Source organism: Reichenbachiella ulvae (genome assembly GCF_025833875.1).
In the GTDB taxonomy this organism is placed as follows: domain Bacteria; phylum Bacteroidota; class Bacteroidia; order Cytophagales; family Cyclobacteriaceae; genus Reichenbachiella; species Reichenbachiella ulvae.
This window is the reverse complement of sequence record NZ_JAOYOD010000001.1, coordinates 4,112,405-4,129,619: the sequence shown is the minus strand read 5'-3', so window position 1 is coordinate 4,129,619 and position 17,215 is coordinate 4,112,405. Positions and strand designations below refer to the sequence as shown.

Annotated in this window: 15 protein-coding genes and 1 pseudogene; 12 read left to right on the top strand and 4 right to left on the bottom strand. The window is 39.0% G+C overall.

Translation table 11 applies throughout. The features are described 5' to 3' along the window. Positions 1-23: 23 nt before the first annotated feature. The 10 genes from N7U62_RS16730 (at position 24) to N7U62_RS16685 (ending at position 12,182) form a co-directional block, all read left to right on the top strand. The gene (locus tag N7U62_RS16730) at positions 24-425 is read left to right on the top strand and encodes an ATP-binding protein (protein ID WP_264139189.1); all 402 of its coding nucleotides are present in this window, start codon (positions 24-26) and stop codon (positions 423-425) included. Then, entirely contained in the window at positions 425-853 is a 429-nt protein-coding gene (gene ybeY / locus N7U62_RS16725; protein WP_264139188.1) for an rRNA maturation RNase YbeY, read from the top strand. The genes N7U62_RS16730 and ybeY overlap by 1 nt, the downstream gene beginning before the upstream one ends. Positions 854-954: 101 nt before the next feature. Next, positions 955-2,817: a tRNA uridine-5-carboxymethylaminomethyl(34) synthesis enzyme MnmG gene (gene mnmG / locus N7U62_RS16720; RefSeq protein ID WP_264139187.1), complete on the top strand. Its 1,863-nt coding sequence runs from the start codon at positions 955-957 to the stop codon at positions 2,815-2,817. A gap of 3 nt (positions 2,818-2,820) precedes the next feature. Next, the gene (locus tag N7U62_RS16715; RefSeq protein ID WP_264139185.1) at positions 2,821-3,702 is read left to right on the top strand and encodes a class I SAM-dependent methyltransferase; all 882 of its coding nucleotides are present in this window, start codon (positions 2,821-2,823) and stop codon (positions 3,700-3,702) included. Continuing rightward, positions 3,699-5,441: an Ig-like domain-containing domain gene (locus tag N7U62_RS16710; protein ID WP_264139184.1), complete on the top strand. Its 1,743-nt coding sequence runs from the start codon at positions 3,699-3,701 to the stop codon at positions 5,439-5,441. Before N7U62_RS16715 ends, N7U62_RS16710 begins: the two co-directional genes overlap by 4 nt. A 383-nt stretch (positions 5,442-5,824) precedes the next feature. Continuing rightward, positions 5,825-7,636 (top strand): tetratricopeptide repeat protein, encoded by a 1,812-nt coding sequence (locus N7U62_RS16705; RefSeq protein WP_264139183.1) that lies wholly within the window; start codon positions 5,825-5,827, stop codon positions 7,634-7,636. 79 nt (positions 7,637-7,715) lie between these two features. Continuing rightward, positions 7,716-8,180, top strand: coding sequence for a MarR family winged helix-turn-helix transcriptional regulator (locus tag N7U62_RS16700; RefSeq protein WP_264139182.1), 465 nt, complete (start codon positions 7,716-7,718; stop codon positions 8,178-8,180). Next, complete coding sequence (locus N7U62_RS16695) at positions 8,173-10,575, top strand: 3-hydroxyacyl-CoA dehydrogenase/enoyl-CoA hydratase family protein (protein ID WP_264139181.1); 2,403 nt, start codon at positions 8,173-8,175, stop codon at positions 10,573-10,575. The genes N7U62_RS16700 and N7U62_RS16695 overlap by 8 nt, the downstream gene beginning before the upstream one ends. 53 nt (positions 10,576-10,628) lie before the next feature. After that, on the top strand, positions 10,629-11,003 hold the full coding sequence (locus N7U62_RS16690) for a four helix bundle protein (protein WP_264139180.1): 375 nt from the start codon (positions 10,629-10,631) through the stop codon (positions 11,001-11,003). A 3-nt stretch (positions 11,004-11,006) separates the two neighbouring features. Further along, the gene (locus N7U62_RS16685; RefSeq protein WP_264139179.1) at positions 11,007-12,182 is read left to right on the top strand and encodes an acetyl-CoA C-acyltransferase; all 1,176 of its coding nucleotides are present in this window, start codon (positions 11,007-11,009) and stop codon (positions 12,180-12,182) included. A 52-nt stretch (positions 12,183-12,234) separates the two neighbouring features. On the opposite strand, the gene N7U62_RS16680 is transcribed toward N7U62_RS16685, so the two are convergent. From N7U62_RS16680 to N7U62_RS16670, 4 genes and pseudogenes are all read right to left on the bottom strand, one after another. Then, complete coding sequence (locus N7U62_RS16680) at positions 12,235-14,151, bottom strand: DUF3858 domain-containing protein (protein WP_264139178.1); 1,917 nt, start codon at positions 14,149-14,151, stop codon at positions 12,235-12,237. 4 nt (positions 14,152-14,155) lie between these two features. Further along, on the bottom strand, positions 14,156-15,370 hold the full coding sequence (locus N7U62_RS16675; RefSeq protein ID WP_507173547.1) for a DUF3858 domain-containing protein: 1,215 nt from the start codon (positions 15,368-15,370) through the stop codon (positions 14,156-14,158). A 171-nt stretch (positions 15,371-15,541) separates the two neighbouring features. Further along, positions 15,542-15,841, bottom strand: a pseudogene (locus N7U62_RS23345) (DUF3857 domain-containing protein); the annotation flags it as partial. A 48-nt stretch (positions 15,842-15,889) separates the two neighbouring features. Then, complete coding sequence (locus N7U62_RS16670) at positions 15,890-16,177, bottom strand: hypothetical protein (RefSeq protein WP_264139177.1); 288 nt, start codon at positions 16,175-16,177, stop codon at positions 15,890-15,892. A gap of 113 nt (positions 16,178-16,290) precedes the next feature. On the opposite strand from N7U62_RS16670, the gene N7U62_RS16665 reads away from it, so the two are divergent. Both N7U62_RS16665 and N7U62_RS16660 read left to right on the top strand, forming a co-directional pair. Beyond that, the gene (locus N7U62_RS16665; protein WP_264139176.1) at positions 16,291-16,764 is read left to right on the top strand and encodes a hypothetical protein; all 474 of its coding nucleotides are present in this window, start codon (positions 16,291-16,293) and stop codon (positions 16,762-16,764) included. 21 nt (positions 16,765-16,785) lie between these two features. Continuing rightward, positions 16,786-17,193, top strand: a complete 408-nt coding sequence (locus N7U62_RS16660) for a MaoC family dehydratase (RefSeq protein ID WP_264139175.1) — start codon at positions 16,786-16,788, stop codon at positions 17,191-17,193. Positions 17,194-17,215: the final 22 nt, after the last annotated feature.

Genomic DNA, 17,215 nt, shown 5'->3' with positions numbered 1-17,215 from the left:
GTGAACCCTAAAAAAGACAGATGATGGACGCCATAAAAATTCAGATACCTTCTCTATCAGAAAACATTCGAATCATTGAAAGTTTCATTGATAACGCCAAAGAGAAATTTCAATTCGACGATGACATCTATGGTAACATAATGATCGCCGTTACAGAATCTGTAAACAACGCTATCATACATGGCAACAAGTCTGACAAATCTAAGAACGTAGATTTATCTCTCAATTTTGAAGAAAGCATGATCAGATGCATCATTCAAGATGAAGGGGATGGATTCAACTACGATGATTTACCTGATCCTACAGCTCCAGAAAACATAGAGAAACCTGGAGGCCGTGGTATTTTCCTCATGAAGAACCTTTGCGACGAAGTGAAGTTTGAGGACAATGGTAAGAGAGTCGAACTTAGCTTTTATCTAGCCTAATGGATAATATTCAATTCTTTTATGAGGACACAAGTTTCGAACTTAAAGACCATGAAAGAATTTCTCAATGGATCACTCATACAGTAGAGCAAGAAGGATTCAATATAGAATCTATCAATTATATCTTTTGTTCTGACGAATACTTACATCAAGTCAACGTTGATTATCTCAACCACGATTACTATACCGACATCATCACCTTCGACAATTCGGAGAATGAAGAACATATCGAATCAGATATATTTATCAGCATCGATAGGGTAGAAGACAATGCTGAGCAACAAGGTATTTCTTTTAGCGAAGAACTAAGGAGAGTGATTATACATGGCATACTTCACTTGGTCGGATACAACGACAAAACAGAAGAGGAGAAATCACTCATGAGAGAAAAAGAGAATGCTTACTTATCTTTGCCGCAATTTCAATAAGATAGAATTAAAGAACTAAGTGTTCCACGTGGAACGTTTCACAGTCTTGATCGATTATCAGATTAGAACTGTTCCACGTGGAACACCAACCAGACAATATTATGTTTCCACAATACGACGTAATTGTAGTAGGAGCCGGGCATGCAGGATGTGAAGCAGCAGCTGCAGCTGCAAACATGGGATCAAAAGTTATGCTCATCACGATGAACATGAATACGATCGCTCAAATGTCTTGTAACCCTGCCATGGGAGGAGTAGCGAAAGGACAGATCGTAAGAGAGATTGATGCACTCGGAGGATACTCAGGAATCATCTCTGATAAATCCATGATCCAATTCAGGATGCTAAATAAATCTAAAGGTCCTGCTATGTGGAGCCCAAGAACCCAGAACGATAGAATGCGTTTTGCTGAAGAATGGAGATTGGCTCTAGAAAGAACACCTAATGTAGACTTTTGGCAAGAAATGGTCACTGGACTACTGGTTAAAGATGGTAGAGTGGAAGGAGTGAAAACATCAATGGGACTGGAGATTAAAGGAAAAACTGTAGTTCTAACCAATGGTACTTTCCTTAATGGGCTCATCCATATAGGTGAAAAAAGATTCGGAGGGGGTAGAACTGGAGAGAAAGCTGCCACTGGTATCACAGAACAACTCGTTCAACTAGGCTTTGAGTCAGGAAGAATGAAAACCGGTACACCTCCTAGGGTAGACGGTCGATCACTTAATTGGGATGTGATGGAAACACAACCAGGAGATGATACTCCAGGTAAGTTTTCTTTTAGTGATACTGAGCCCTTAAAAGAACAAAGACCCTGTCATATAACTTATACCAATCCTGAAGTACACGAAATACTGAAGACAGGTTTCGAACAATCTCCTATGTTCACAGGTCGTATCAAAGGATTGGGACCAAGATATTGTCCTTCAATAGAAGATAAAATCAATCGCTTTGCAGAAAGAGATAGACATCAAATCTTCGTTGAACCTGAAGGGTGGGATACCATTGAAATATATGTCAATGGTTTTTCTACTAGTCTTCCAGAAGATGTTCAATACAAAGCCATTACTAAAATACCAGGTTTCGAAAAAGTAAAGATGTTTAGACCTGGATATGCCATTGAATATGATTTCTTTCCTCCCACACAACTTGATCCAACATTAGAAACCAAACTGGTTAAGGGACTATACTTTGCAGGACAAATCAATGGTACCACAGGATATGAAGAAGCAGCCAGTCAAGGATTAATGGCTGGAATCAACGCACACAATCAAGTCCATGAGAAAGATCCATTCGTGCTAAGTAGATCAGATGCTTATATAGGTGTATTGATAGATGACCTCATCAATAAGGGAACCAACGAACCTTATAGGATGTTTACCTCACGTGCCGAGTTTAGAATCCTACTAAGACAGGACAATGCTGATATTCGTTTAACTCCTTTAGGTCATTCATTGGGATTGGCATCAGATGAAAGGCTCAATAAAGTCAATGAAAAGATCAAACAAACAGAGCAACTACTAGAAGATCTCAAAACTATAAAGGTAAAACCAGAGGAAATCAATGGACTACTAGACGAAAAGAACTCTGCTAGAATCAAAGAAAAAGCTCCATTGTTGAATTTCATTAGAAGACCAGAACTTGAAATCGAGGACTTAATCAATCACAATGAAGAGCTGAAAAAGATCACTTCTTCGCTAGATAATGAAGTCGTTCAGCAAGCTTCAATTCTAACCAAGTATGAGACTTACATTGAAAAAGAAAAAAGCCTGGCAGAAAAAATGGGTGATCTAGATACCAAACAGATTCCAGCAGGATTCAACTACAAAGAGATCCCAGCTCTATCAGCAGAAGCCAAAGAAAAACTATCTAATATCAAACCAACAAACTTAGGACAAGCATCAAGAATCAGTGGTGTCAACCCAGCTGATATCTCTGTCTTGATGGTTTACATGGCGAGATAATATATGTACGAGAAAATAGAAATCTGTCCCAGCTGCAATTCGAAAGACTTTAGCAATCACCTTATATGTGACGATCATTCTCTGACTAAGGAAAGCTTTGCAATCATGAAATGTCAAAACTGTGGACTACTAGTAACCAGTCCCAGACCAGACAAAGATTCAATTGGCAAGTACTATCAATTTGATGATTACATATCGCACACAGACAAAGCCAATAACTTAACCAATTGGCTGTATAAAATAGTTCGCCAATATACCATCAAGCAAAAAACCAAAATGCTTTCCGCTCTCGTGGAAAAGAAAAACATTCTTGATTATGGTTGTGGTACAGGCCAACTCTTAGAACATCTAAAAGAGGATGAATGGACTGTGACAGGAATAGAACCAGATCCCAGGGCAAGGGAACTAGCGATTCAAAAAACAAAAGCTGACATCCATTCCTCACTAGCTGAACTAGGCAAGAAGAAGTTCGATATCATAACCCTATGGCATGTACTAGAACATGTCCATGATCTAAATGATACCATCGATCAACTAGCCATGCATCTACCTAAGAAAAGCCATATGGTAATTGCTTTGCCTAACTATGAATCCTACGATCAGAGATTTTATAAAGAGTACTGGGCAGGCTATGATGTACCTAGACATCTATATCATTTTAATCAGCAGACTATAAAAGAACTGATGAAATATCATTCTTTTAAATTGGTTAAAACAAAACCTATGAAATTCGATTCATTCTATGTTAGTCTCCTTAGTGAGAAATATAAGAATGGAAAAGCAAAATTATTAAAAGCCTTCTTGATTGGATTGCTATCGAACCGATGGGCAAGAAAACATCAAGGCAATTATTCCAGCATCATCTACATCTTCAAAAAAGTATGAGAAAGTTATTTCCTTTCCTTATCATAATCCTAGCCATCTATGTCTACTCTTGCGCCAATCCAGGATCACCAACCGGCGGACCCAAGGATACCATTCCACCTAGTCTAGTGAAGAGTATTCCTGAAAATCAAACTACCAACTACAGAGGAAAAGAATTTCGATTCGAATTTGATGAACGTATAGACGCATCCAAATTGAAACGTCAATTGATTATCACCCCAATCATTGAAAACAACTTCAAGATGAGAGTGAAAAAGAATCAACTATTCATGGAGTTCGAAAAAGATTTTGAGGATAGTACTACTTATACTTTCAATTTTGCTGATGGCGTGGTTGATGTGACAGAAAAAAATCCTGTACCTAATTTCAGCATTGCCTTTTCAACAGGACCACATCTAGACTCCATCAGTATCTCTGGACAAATCAAAGAACTGTATACAGACAAGAAAAGCAAGAAAGCAACTGTAGCTCTCTACAACGTCAATGATACTTTAGATATTCTAACAGGCAAGCCAAGATACTTTGCTCAGACAGATACCTCTGGATTCTACCAAATCAATAACATTAAAAATGGATACTATCGAATCTATGCCTTTGAAGATGCGAACAACAATTTGACTTGTCAACCAGATGAAGAAGCACATGGTTTTCTAAAAGACTCAATAGATCTTACCCATAATCAGGAGGCAGTTGACATTCGAATTCAATTACTCAACATTAAAGAATTAGAACTAGTAAGATCAAAGAAGACAGGTCAATATTTCGATGTTCTCTATTCAAAGGAGATTATATCATATGACATACAGAAACTCAATCCTGAGCACAAACTTCCTATTCCTCCTAACAATCTGATCAAAGGAAAATCAACCTTGAGATTTTATTATGACCAGAGATTCAGATATGATTTGGACAGTATTCCTTTACTCATCCAAACAACCGACAGTGTTTACAATTCAATCGAAGATACAGTTTATGTACAATTCTCCGAAAGTAAACGCAAACCAGAAACCCTCAACACTTCGTTGAATCCAAAAGACAAAACACAAATAGAAGAGCAATTCCAAATGAAGATGAGTTTTACCAAACCCATTACTCAATATTATTTGGACAGCATGACCTATCAGTTCGATACATTATATAAATATACCATAGTAGATAGTGTAATAACCTGGAACGATAACCTAACAGAATTTACCATCAATAATGAATTGGATAAAAACTGGTTTCAAATTCAAATTGACAGCATCATGAACACACTCGTAGACACAAGTCTATTGAGTCAAGACAGTCTTGAAATAGATTCAGTCACCGCTGTTAAAATCAAATACCTGGAAAACATAAAGACTGATCAGACCTATTTCAATTTTAGAGCTGGTTCATTTATATCAATCGATCAAGATACAGTAGAACAAATAACCAGAATCTATACTTTCAAAAATCCAGAAAACTATGGTACCATTTCAGGTACGGTAAATACTTCACGTGAAAACTATACTCTGGAGTTAATCGACAATCAATTCAAAGTACACGATCAAATCAAGAATGCCACCAAATACCAATTCAGAAATGTTAGACCAGGTAAGTATAGCTTTAGAATTAAAATAGATTCAAATAACGACGGCCGTTGGACACATGGTAATATGACCTTGGGAATTGAACCTGAGGAGATCTATTTCTACTCAGAAACCTTCGATGTTAGAGCCAATTGGACTTTAGAAAATATTGACATAAGCTTCTAAAAGCTGTGGATAAGTGGTGGGCTGTGGACAAACAAGATGTGTAGAAATATCTTCACTTGTGCACAGCCCCTTCTTTTTGGATCAAAATGTAGAAAGCTCTAAAAGTTAACATTTGCAATCCACACAAAATCAAATTTCATCCACAAGAGAATAAGTTCATCCACAAAAAAATAAAAGCTGTGGATAACAACATTAAGGATTAAATACCAGTAAGTTATGATGTAGATAACTTGTAACTTTCTGAAAAGAAATCAACCATAGATAAACAAGAACAGACAAAACTTTCGTTTATCCACATATCCACGGAGGTAATAAATAATAATAGTTTATTTATATTCTATTTTAATATTGTAGGAACGCAGAAAGATGTGGAAAAGCAGGACATGAAGAAATTCCTTATTTATTTAATAGCCATATTCCCCCTCACACTGGTGGCCCAGGATGATCAAGCTATTCAGCTAGCCAATGAGTATTATATCAATGGGGAATTTCAAAAGGCAAAAGATATCTACGACGATCTGGCAAAGGATAGCCGGAATATTCCCAGTATCCACAATAACTATTTCAATGTCCTATTATCGCTCAACGAATACAAGGATGCCGAAAAGTATCTGAACCGCGCTCTCAAATCATATCCATCGAATGTCTACTACAGAATCGATGAAGGAATATTGATGACCGCTACCAATCGCAATTCACAGGCCGATCGATACTATCAACAGATCATCGCTGATATCAAAGACAATGGATTTTTGGTGCGGACTGCTGCGCAGTATTTTATCAGCAAACAATTGACTAACTATGCACTTCAGACTTATCTCGAAGGAAGGAAGGAAAGTAGAAATGATCAGGACTATGCACTGGAGTTAGCTAACACATACAGGATATTAGGAGAGAAGAAAAAAATGATAAATGAGTATCTCGTCTTCGCTTCGCTCAGACCACAGAATTTGAGATATGTTAAAAATATCCTTCAAAACTTACTGCAGACTGAAGAGGATATGAACAATTTTCAAATGACACTCCTCGACAATATTCAAAGGCATCCCAACGAGAACATGTATTCGGATTTGTTGATATGGGCTTTTTTGCAGCAAAAAGATTTTCATGGTGCATTTGTACAAGCTAAGGCAGTGAATAAACGATTGAATGAAAATGGTTATCGACTTTTCAACATTGGTACCATTGCCATGAAAAATGAAAGCTATGATGAGGCCGAGGAGATTTTTCAATATATCGTAGATAAACTCGAGGATAGTCCCTACTATTTGCGATCTCAAAGAGAACTGATTACCGCCCGACAGGAAAAAGTCAAATCTACCTATCCGATTGACATCACTGCGATTCGTCTGCTGACCATGGATTATCAGGAATTGATTCGACATGCAGGACTGAATCCACAGACGATAGAGGCCTACAGACAAAAGGCACTTCTACATGCTTTCTATTTGGATGAGAAAGATTCGGCCATTTCAATTTTGAATCAGATCATTGAACTTCCTCGAATCAATCCAAAGATCAAGGCTTTGAGCAAATTGGATTTGGGAGATATTTATCTGCTGATAGATGAACCATGGGAAGCGACACTTCTCTACTCTCAAGTAGAGAAGGCAAATAAATCCAGCACGGTGGGATATGAGGCTAAATTCAAAAATGCCAAATTGAATTATTACTTAGGGAATTTCGAATTGGCAAAGGGACACCTTGATGTTTTGAAAACTGCTACGACCAAGGAGATCGCCAATGATGCCATGGCCTTGAGTCTTTTGATTCAGAACAATACGGCATTAGATACTTCGGATTTTGTATTGAAGAAATATGCCGAAATTGATTTGTTGCTCTTTCAAAATAAAATAGATCAAGCCAAAAATTCCTATCAACAAATGCTAGTGGATTATCCACATCATTCGCTGGCAGATGAAATTCATTGGCAAATGGCAAATATCTATTTGGAAATCGGTGAGTTCGAAAATGCCGTGCTACAGTTGGAGGTGATCCAGTCGGATTTCGAAAAAGATATTTTTGGAGATGATGCGATGTTTATGAAAGCAAAAATTCAAGAAGAATATTTGATGAACAAAGAAATGGCCATGGATCTATATCGTCAATTTTTGATTGATTATCCGGGTAGCATTTATGTCTCAGAAGCTCGTAAAAGATTTCGCTCCCTCAGAGGGGATGAGATCTATCAGTAACACCCACAACAACTTATCTGCAGTTAGTATGCATGCATAACATAATTTATATATCTTTGATAGGGAAGATGTGTAAGATATGAAAAAAGAAGAGACAGTAGACTACCACATCAAAGTAGTCTGGCATGCGATTTCGAGAATGTACAATCAGGGAGGATCAGAGAAAGGAATCACGGCTTCATCTGGATTTGTGCTACTCAATATTGATATGGAAAAGGGAACTCCGGCGACAAAGATCGCCCCCTTGTTGGGAATGGAAGCTCGCAGTTTGACTCGCATGCTCAAGAGTATGGAACAAACGGGATTGATCTATCGCGAAAAAGATCCATCGGATAAACGCTCCGTTCGTATCATGCTCACCGAAGAAGGAATGAAAAAAAGAGCCTTTGCACGAAAGGCAGTCATATATTTTAATGAAAGCGTTCGAAAGAAAGTCACCGACGAAAAACTACAGGCATTCTTTGAAGTCATGGGCGCAATAGATCAAGTCATAGAAGAAAACAGAAACATAGAACAACAATTAATTTTGATCGAAAATGAATAGAGCCATCAAAAAAGTTGCTGTGCTTGGATCTGGGATCATGGGTTCCAGAATAGCATGTCACTTTGCCAACATTGGAGTTGAAGTACTCCTGTTGGACATTGTACCGAAAGACGTAAATGAAACTGAAAAAGCAAAAGGACTAACACTAGACAATCCTCAGGTTCGAAACCGTATTGTCAATGATGCATTTCAATCCACACTGAAATCCAAACCGGCCGCTTTGTACGAGAGTGCAAAAGCTTCGCTGGTTACACTTGGTAATTTTGACGATGACATGTCCAAGATTGCGGAGTATGATTGGGTGATCGAAGTGGTAGTCGAAAATCTAGATATCAAGAAGAAGGTTTTCGAAAATGTGGAAAAGTACCGCAAACCCGGAACGCTTATCACCTCCAATACATCAGGAATTCCAATTCATCTGATGACGGATGGGAGAAGCGACGATTTCAAAAAACATTTCTGCGGAACACACTTTTTCAATCCACCGAGATATCTCCGCTTGCTAGAGATCATCCCGACTAAAGATACTGATCCAGAGATTGTGGATTTCTTGATGAAATACGGAGACCTCTTCCTCGGAAAGGAAACGGTGCTTTGCAAAGACACCCCAGCCTTCATCGCCAATCGAATTGGAATCTATGCAATCATGTCGGGTATGCATACCATTGAAAAAATGGGACTGACCGTAGGCGAAGTGGATCGTATGACTGGCCCGATCATCGGTCGAGCCAAATCGGCCACATTTCGAACCATGGATGTAGTAGGGCTGGACACCACAGTCAATGTAGCGAATAATCTATACGCCGGATTGCCAGACGACGAATCTCGTGACGCTTTTAAACTTCCCGGAATCGTGAAATCCCTCTATGACAAAAAATGGTGGGGAGACAAAACCCAACAGGGATATTTCAAGAAAACCAAAGATGAAAATGGCAAAACCGTCATTTTAGAGTTGGACTTCAAAACCATGGAATATGGTGAGCGAACCAAAGCACACTATGAGAGCCTCTCTAAGGTAAAAGACATCGAAAATGTAAAAGAAAGGCTCCCAATCCTGGTTAATGCCGAGGACAAGGCAGGAGAGTTTTACAGAGCGACATTCTATGACATGTTCAAGTACTGTTCCCTCCGAATCCCTGAGATCGCCGATGAGCTATATAGGATCGACCAGGCGGTCGCCGCAGGCTTCGCATGGGAGATCGGTCCATTCGAGACCTGGGATGTCTTAGGCGTCAAGCAAACGGCTGAAAAAATGGAGGCCGCCGGAATGGCTCCTGCAGACTGGGTCAATGAGATGATCGATGCGGGTCACGAGAGCTTCTACAAATTCGAAAATGGTAAGAAGCTTTACTACGATATTCCTTCGAAATCGTACAAAGTGATACCGGGTACAGAAGGCTTCATTATCCTAGAGGCCTTCAAGGAGAACAAGGTGGTCTACCAAAATCCAGGAGCAACTGTTTACGATGTGGGTGATGGAATTTTGAATGTAGAATTTCATACTAAAATGAATGCTATAGGAGGTGAGGTGATCGAAGGGATCAATACAGCAATTTCTATGGCGGAAGAAAATTTCCGTGGCGTAGTGATCGGAAACGAGGGACAGAATTTTTCTGCCGGAGCTAACCTCGCGATGCTTTTCATGTTTGCCTCTGATCAGGAATATGACGAAATCGATCTGATGATTCGCCAATTCCAGCTGACGATGACCCGAGCACGATTTTCGGATATTCCGGTCGTATCGGCTCCATCTGGGATGGCGCTGGGTGGCGGTTGCGAATTGTCATTGCACTGCGACGCGATTCAGGCACATGCTGAATCTTATATCGGTCTGGTAGAAGTCGGTGTGGGTTTGATTCCTGGCGGTGGCGGCACCAAGGAGATGACTCTTCGCTCTTCTGACGAATATGGCGAGGGAGATCCAGAACTAAATACGCTACAAAAGTATTTTATGAATATAGCGACAGCCAAAGTGGCCACTTCAGCTGCTGAAGCTGCGGAGATGAATATTCTCAGACCATCGGATCGAGTGACATTGAATCGATCGAGACTTTTGGCGGATGCCAAAGCCAGAGCGATCGAAATGGCAGAGGCAGGATACACCCGACCTACGGAACGAACAGATATCAAAGTGCATGGACGTAGTTCGATGGCGATGTTCGAGGCGGGCATCACAGGCATGCTTTACGGAAATTATATTTCCGAGCACGATGCGAAAATTGCCAAAAAATTGGCCTACGTGATGAGTGGTGGTGATTTGACCTCATCGACCTTGGTTTCCGAGCAGTATCTATTGGATCTGGAAAGAGAAGCTTTCCTCAGTCTAACAGCTGAACCCAAAACGCTGGAACGAATCCACAGCATTTTGTTTAAAGGCAAGCCGTTGAGGAACTAGTATTTAGATACTAGACAATAGAAGCTAGATCTTAGATTCTAGAAACTAGACAAATGCATGATTTTAAGAAACTGAATATTTGGAAGCGTGGGGTAGATTTGGTTACTGAAATTTATCAAATCACTTCACAATATCCAGAATCTGAAAAATTTGGTTTGATCAATCAAATTCGAAGATGTTCAGTATCTGTTCCATCCAATATTGCGGAAGGATCAGGTAGAAAATCAGACAAGGAGTTCAGACAATTCTTGAGTATAGCAATGGGTTCACTATGTGAACTAGAAACGCAATTGGTAATAAGTAAAAATTTGAATTTTATCAATTCGGAACAAAAGGAGGTGATTACCTCTGAAATACATGAAATTCAAAAAATGATAAGGGTTTTTGGCGAAAGTCTAGAATCCAAAAGTCTAAATACTAATATCTAAAAAATGGAAGCATACATAGTAAAAGGATATAGAACAGCAGTAGGAAAGGCCAAAAAAGGAGGCTTTAGATTTACCCGTCCGGACGATCTGGCTGCTGACGTGATTAAGCATTTGGTAAAAGAAGTACCGGAGCTGGATCCAAAAAGAATAGATGACCTGATCGTGGGCAATGCCATCCCCGAGGCAGAACAAGGCATGCAAATGGGTCGAATGATTTCCCTACTTTCATTGCCGATGGAAGTACCTGGTGTTACAGTCAACAGATACTGTGGATCAGGACTGGAAACCATCGCCATGGCTACTGCCAAAATTAAAGCGGGCATGGCGGATTGTATCATTGCGGGTGGAACAGAATCCATGTCACTCGTACCGATGATGGGATATAAAACTGCTCTGAATTGGAAAATAGCGGAGAATAATCCGGAGTACTATCTGTCGATGGGTGTTACAGCCGAAGAAATCGCTAAGGATTACGGAATTAGCCGTGAGCAGGCGGATCAGTTTGCAGTTGATTCTCACAACAAGGCACTGGCCGCTATCAAAGACGGAAAGTTCAAAGATGAGATTCTGCCAATCAATGTGCACGAAACTTATGTGAACGAAGAAGGCAAAAAAGTTGATCGTGATTTTGTAGTGGATACTGACGAAGGCCCAAGGCCAGGTACCTCTATGGATGGTTTGGCGAAATTGAGGCCTGCATTTAAAATGGGAGGGATGGTTACCGCTGGTAATTCATCTCAAACTTCTGATGGAGCGGCTTTCGTGATGGTAATGTCTGAGAAAATGGTGAAAGAATTAAATCTAGAGCCAATAGCGAGAATGGTGACATATACCGCAGCAGGTGTCAGTCCAAGAATCATGGGTATTGGTCCGGTTGAGGCCATTCCGAAGGCATTGAAGCAAGCTGGATTGAAATTGAATGACATTGAGCAAATCGAATTGAACGAGGCATTTGCTACTCAGGCTTTAGCAGTTATCCAAGAAGCAAAACTGAATCCGGAAATTGTAAACGTAAATGGAGGAGCTGTTGCATTGGGTCACCCGCTGGGATGTACCGGAGCAAAACTATCTATTCAGTTGCTCAACGAAATGCGTCGTAGGAAACAGAAATATGGAATAGTCACTGCCTGCGTAGGTGGTGGACAAGGTGTCGCTGGTGTCTATGAGTTTTTGAAATAATTAAAGATTCCAACAAATGAAAAAGGCTTCCGAATTTTGGAAGCCTTTTTTGTTATGTCTTGTCGATAAATACGACCTTTTTGTGATCTGCCTCTTTTACGTTCTCTGTAAACTCTCGGTACTTTTGGTAAGATTCTTTTGGAAACCGGCCTTTGTTTTTGGCTAACCTTCTGGTATAGATGAGTTGATGATTGTCGAATGAAAAATGAGCCTCATATTTTCCAAATTCAGTTTCTATCAAAATATCTTCAGGTATAAATTCTACATGATATTTTTCGGGTACCTCATAGATGATGCTGTCGCTATCGATATAGCAACTTGTCAATTCGACTTCCGTTTTTCTATCACTCATTCGTTTGGGGACATATTCCCAGCGATTCATCAAGTTTGGTGTGATAAACATTCTTTTGCCTTTGCCTGATGCTAAACTATGAATGCTGATATCTGCCTCTTCTATGATGGAAGGTATTTTATCTTTTTTCAATTCGAAGGAAAAATCATTGATCTTGAAATCGGAAACTTGAGTGTTGTTATAAATCCACTTTTTCAGTTCATCTTCACCATCATTTATTTTCCAATTGAGGTTATTATTTTCGTATTGCAGACCCGTATAGATTCTTTTGAAAGATGCCTTAGCATCTCCGCCTTCTAGAATTGAAACATTGGCCTTGGTGAATTGTAGGTTATCCTCTTTTTCGTATATGGTGGTGTGAGCCAATTTTCCTCCTTCAGGAGTAACCAGTAAGACATCTCTGTCTCCAGTAAAATTTCCCTGATATCCAAAAGGATTGGTTTGGCTGGTACACTCTAACCATAAGGTATCACCTTGATTGGGAACACAAAGTATAATATGGTTGAATACGTCCATTGTAAAATCCTTATCAAGTTTTCTAAACGGGGGATTCTCTCCACCATAAACAATAGTATAATATGATTCGACATCAATGGCTTTTAAGAGAGCTTGAGTATAATTCGAAAGAGCCTTGCAATCTCCATATCCATACTCATCTACCGTGCTCGCAGGAAATGGCTGAAGTCCACCTATTCCGAGTTGGATACTAACGTATCGTGTTTTGTTCTGGAGGTAATCGTATACGATCCGAGCTTTCTCTTCATCCGAATTTGCATTTTTCGTGAGTTGTTCTATTTCTTCTATTGTGGATAATGAGATATCATCTTTGCCTTCATTTAGTTGCAACATCCATTTTCCATATTCTTGCCACGAATACATCGTACCAGCATAGCCATCGTAGCTAAACTGAGAAGGGCTGCTGAATATAACTGGAGTAAATTCTGAAACTGAAGGCCCATAGGGTTCCTTTTCTACTGCTTTCATATTCGAATAAGAAATTGACAGTGTGGTTTTGCCTCCCCTTTTTATTTCATAGAATTTTTGATCTGTATTTTCCAATTTAAAATTGGGCATCAAATGATCCGGACTAGTTACGGAAAAATGCGATTTCATCACTGATACATTAGAGCCTGGCATGACATACCAGTTGGGAGTAGAATAGGTCATTAGATATTCTCGCTCAATCCAAAACTCTACAATGTATGGGTATTCATTTTGAGTCAAATCCAGATATTGTAGTCGGCCATCTGAATAGATCGTAGAGCCAGAAACTGCACTCCGGTCATATATATCGGATTTTCTGGTTTTATCAATTAATTCTCCATTTGCATCATAGACTTTGCCTTCGAAACGGTTTATTTTTCGAAAACCATCATAATATACTGTCTGATCAGCGAGATTTTTGGCCTTTTTGTTCAGGATCGCTATTACTACGTGAGATTTTTGAATAGCCGATTCACTATTTATGATTTCATGCACCATCTCGTCTACGAAATAAACAGCATTGGCATTTTCTAGTAAGCTATCCGGTATTTGGTCGATGCTGTAATTCTGTGCGAAAAGTGGACTTGCTACAAAAAATAGCAAGCCACTTAGAATTTTCTTCCAGTTAATCATCTAGTTAGGATTTTTTCAAAACAATCTGTTCGTTCATTTTATCAACCACCTGAGCATAAAATGCCTTGAGGTATGGATATTCTTCTTGCACAAACATTGTTTTGTTGATTTTGAATTGGCAAAGCACAGCAAATTTGTCTGTACCCATTGGAATGATTCTATACACAAATTGAGCCGAACGATTTGGCATCATCATATTGGTGTCTTCGGGCTTTTCATCTATAACATATCCTTCTGGGATTTCAAAAGTGACATAGTAATCCTTTGAGATCATACTTGGATAACTTACCGGATATACCCTTTCTTCCAGTTTGTATGGGTTTTCGTTGATTTGATTCATCAACACAGGGTTGAGATAAATCAAACTGCCCATAGCTTCAGCATTTTTGGCATTTGAAAAAGTAAGACTTTGCTCGAAGGACTCACTGATATTAGAAGCGTTTTTAAATGCTAAGCTATCTATGTTCCATTCAGCATAATCCATCAAGTCTTCTTTGAAGCTTTCTTCTCCTTTGGTGAAATAAGATTTTCTCAATTTTAGCGCTGAATATCCATCATAGGCAGAATTAATGTTTCCGTTTAACTCACCATTATCATTAATACTGATTAAACAAGACACTTTTGCTTGTCTTTTAACATTCGAACTTAATTCTACCCATGAAGGCCCATTATCTGAAATAACGAGACCCTTACCGTTCAGGCATCTTTCAGGAAGCACACCAGGTCCGAGATATTTTTCCGTTGCATCTAATAAGACATATTTATCACCAAAACTTGCTTTACATATAACGTAATTGAACTGGCTCGTTACAGCTTTAAATTCTTTGACCATCCCATGATTTCTAGTACTGATCAAAACCGGTTCTGCCTTTACGTCAGCTTTATTCAAAATGCTGACTAGCATTAGATTGATATCTGCACTGCTTCCTTTTCCTTCGTCGTATGCCTGTTTCAAATTGTATCTGGCATATTTTGAATTGCTTCCATCCCAATTCATATGTTGGGAGATAGCGATAAAGAGTTTTTCAATCTTCTCCTGATCAGAATCGCTTTCAGAAATGGTTTCGTCTACTACACTATTCAAAAACAGGTTTCCTTTAGTACGACCTCCGAAATAGGTGTTATCTTTCATTTCTTTATTTACAGATTCCCAATTTCCTCTAACTCTTTTGATGGGTTTACCAGGCCAATCGATATATTCAAGCTCATAATTTACCATAGAAATGTAGTCTCTTACCGTTGTAAGATTGGGCTCTTCTATAAACGCAGGAATGTCCTGTAGAACTAGACGTTCTTCACTCGATTGTGCCGTGTAGGTATCTATTGATCCTGATTGACGTCCGTTCATGGTTATTTCAGCAGAAGTATGAACGGTAAAAGATTGACTCCCTCTAGTCGTTTCATTGATTGTAGGTGCGAGATACCCCTGAAAGTCTCTGTTGTAATGATAGTATTCGATAAACTTGGCTCTATATTCACTCCATACCACAGGAATGTCATATTGAAATTGCCAACCCTGGTAGTTGAATAAAAAATCTGAGGTGATTTCGTAAGTGTATTCGATTATACTACCTACCTGCACATTTGGCATGGTGAACTTAATTTTTTCATGGTTATCGTCCACCTCTTCTTCGAAAATTGAAGATTTATCCAGTTTTGTTTTCTCTAGTTTTCCATCAACAAAATTATACGTGTAGCCTTTTAGGCCATTATAAGTTTCTTCTGAACTACCATCCCTTTACAGGGTAAAAGAATGATCCGCATATTTATATCCGTCTTTGTTCAGGATTTTGATACGTGTTATTCTCTCATGTTTGACTTGAAACTGTTCAGATCCATAATCAATCCATGATCGACCATAGTCGCAAAGAATAACGGCACTAGCAGACGAGTCTTTTTCGTAGTGTGTCATTTCTAAATCCTTTCGCATGATGTCTTTGGAAAATTTGACAGGTTCTTTTTGGGCGTGGGCCATCATCGCCTGCATGCAGATAAGCAAAGCGATAGTTGGTTTCAATAAGTTCATAATCGTAGTATTATTTGCGTAATAAGATGTCTCAAATTAATTATTTATACGTTTGTATCCATGTCAATTCGAGAAAATCTATTTTTCTATAGCTTAAGCCATATCTTTAATTCATGAAAAGATTAATTCCAATGGCTTTATTTTGTCTGATGTTGGGCGCATGTACCAATGAAAAAAAAGAACAGAATCAAGCACAAACCAACCTGAAAGAAAACCCTCTGATTGGTACGTGGGCTAATGTAACCTTGTTGGTAACCATGAAGCGGATGAAAAAGAATGACTCCTTGCTTCAAGCAAATGAAGGTGAATGGGAAGAAGTATTAAAAATAAAACCCATCGAAACGACCTTTAATTCAGACAGCACTTTTGCATCTCAGTATTTCACGCTGGATGGACAAAATTTCAATACTACGCTTGGAAAATGGTGGATTGAAAATGACTCACTGGTGATGGAGTCAGAAAACGGTATTACAAAATACGACTATCGTATTCAAGGTAATCGAGTGAGGTTTCGAGCTACCCTCGATTGGGATGGTGATGGAGAAGTAGATGATAGCTATGATGGCGTTCAGGTACGAATCGATTAATATTGCCAAAAATTTGAAAGCATGTTAAAAGTAGGAGATCAATACCAAACGGAGTTCAGTATTACGCAAGAGCAAATAAATTTATTCGCAGAAATCTCGGGAGACAAAAACCCGCTTCATCTAGATGCCGATTATGCTGCAACGACTCCCTTCAAACAACCAATAGCGCATGGAATATTTTCCGCAGCTTTTATTTCAAAGGTGTTGGGGATGGATTTCCCAGGTCAAGGAACGTTGTATTTGTCTCAAAACCTTTCATTCAAAAGACCTGTATTTCCAGATCAAGCATATGAGGTGAGGATGGAGATAACTGAAACGATGGAGGGAAAACATATTGCTACTATCAAAACACAGATATTCGATAAAGAAAAGAATAAGATCGTAGTAGATGGTGAGGCTCAAGTCAGACATATGGAACAATTGCCATAAGTGAATAAGCCTGGATAAAATG

Coding starts and splice junctions, on each gene's coding strand:
- N7U62_RS16730 (WP_264139189.1), top strand. CDS start 24: ATGGACGCCATAAAAATTCAGATACCTTCTCTATCAGAAAACATTCGA.
- ybeY (WP_264139188.1), top strand. CDS start 425: ATGGATAATATTCAATTCTTTTATGAGGACACAAGTTTCGAACTTAAA.
- mnmG (WP_264139187.1), top strand. CDS start 955: ATGTTTCCACAATACGACGTAATTGTAGTAGGAGCCGGGCATGCAGGA.
- N7U62_RS16715 (WP_264139185.1), top strand. CDS start 2,821: ATGTACGAGAAAATAGAAATCTGTCCCAGCTGCAATTCGAAAGACTTT.
- N7U62_RS16710 (WP_264139184.1), top strand. CDS start 3,699: ATGAGAAAGTTATTTCCTTTCCTTATCATAATCCTAGCCATCTATGTC.
- N7U62_RS16705 (WP_264139183.1), top strand. CDS start 5,825: ATGAAGAAATTCCTTATTTATTTAATAGCCATATTCCCCCTCACACTG.
- N7U62_RS16700 (WP_264139182.1), top strand. CDS start 7,716: ATGAAAAAAGAAGAGACAGTAGACTACCACATCAAAGTAGTCTGGCAT.
- N7U62_RS16695 (WP_264139181.1), top strand. CDS start 8,173: ATGAATAGAGCCATCAAAAAAGTTGCTGTGCTTGGATCTGGGATCATG.
- N7U62_RS16690 (WP_264139180.1), top strand. CDS start 10,629: ATGCATGATTTTAAGAAACTGAATATTTGGAAGCGTGGGGTAGATTTG.
- N7U62_RS16685 (WP_264139179.1), top strand. CDS start 11,007: ATGGAAGCATACATAGTAAAAGGATATAGAACAGCAGTAGGAAAGGCC.
- N7U62_RS16680 (WP_264139178.1), bottom strand. CDS start 14,151: ATGATTAACTGGAAGAAAATTCTAAGTGGCTTGCTATTTTTTGTAGCA.
- N7U62_RS16675 (WP_507173547.1), bottom strand. CDS start 15,370: ATGGTAAATTATGAGCTTGAATATATCGATTGGCCTGGTAAACCCATC.
- N7U62_RS16670 (WP_264139177.1), bottom strand. CDS start 16,177: ATGAACTTATTGAAACCAACTATCGCTTTGCTTATCTGCATGCAGGCG.
- N7U62_RS16665 (WP_264139176.1), top strand. CDS start 16,291: ATGAAAAGATTAATTCCAATGGCTTTATTTTGTCTGATGTTGGGCGCA.
- N7U62_RS16660 (WP_264139175.1), top strand. CDS start 16,786: ATGTTAAAAGTAGGAGATCAATACCAAACGGAGTTCAGTATTACGCAA.